The following is a 575-nucleotide window of genomic DNA, read 5'->3' on the forward strand; positions in this document are numbered from 1 at the left end:
TGCGGGGGGTGGTCAGAGCTGGAGCTCCGTACGCAGGGCGGCGCTTTGAGCTGGAGTCCGGCGCGGAGTTCCTCAGCGATGGAGCTCGGTGCGAGGGGGTGCTCAGAGATGGAGCTCGGTGCGCAGGGCGGCGGCCAGACCGACCTCCGCGTTGTCCGACTGGCCGCGCTCGAAGGCCCGCTGGTACGCGTCGTCGCGGATGGCCGCCCGCGACTGGAGTTCGCACCGCTCGCGGACCGGGCCCAGCTCGGGCGTGCCGCGCTGGGGGTGGCCGACCATCCGCCAGTACGCGTGTCCGGTGCCGTAGACCCGGGCGGCCTGGGCGCCCGCGCCCTGGGCGGCGATGGCGGCGGCCAGCAGGTCCAGCCCCAGGGCGATGCCGAAGCTGTCGCGGAGCCGGTGCTTGCCCGCGAGCATCGCCCGCGCGTGCGTGGCGGAGGCCTCCGGGCGGCCCTGGAGCAGGGCGATCAGCGCGAGCTGGTAGTCCGCGTAGGAGCGGGTCCAGAACTCGCCGCCGCGTTCACAGGCTTGGCGCAACGCGGGGGCTGCCGCCTCCGATTCGCCGAGCCGGCCGA

The 575-nt window shown here is 75.1% G+C and carries 1 protein-coding gene; it reads right to left on the reverse strand.

The features are described 5' to 3' along the window. Positions 1-102 precede the first annotated feature (102 nt). Positions 103-575: hypothetical protein (locus BTA51_RS29770; RefSeq protein ID WP_210404986.1), on the reverse strand; the 473-nt coding region annotated here is incomplete at its 5' end.

This window comes from Hahella sp. CCB-MM4, from assembly GCF_002260525.1.
Lineage (GTDB): Bacteria > Pseudomonadota > Gammaproteobacteria > Pseudomonadales > Oleiphilaceae > Hahella.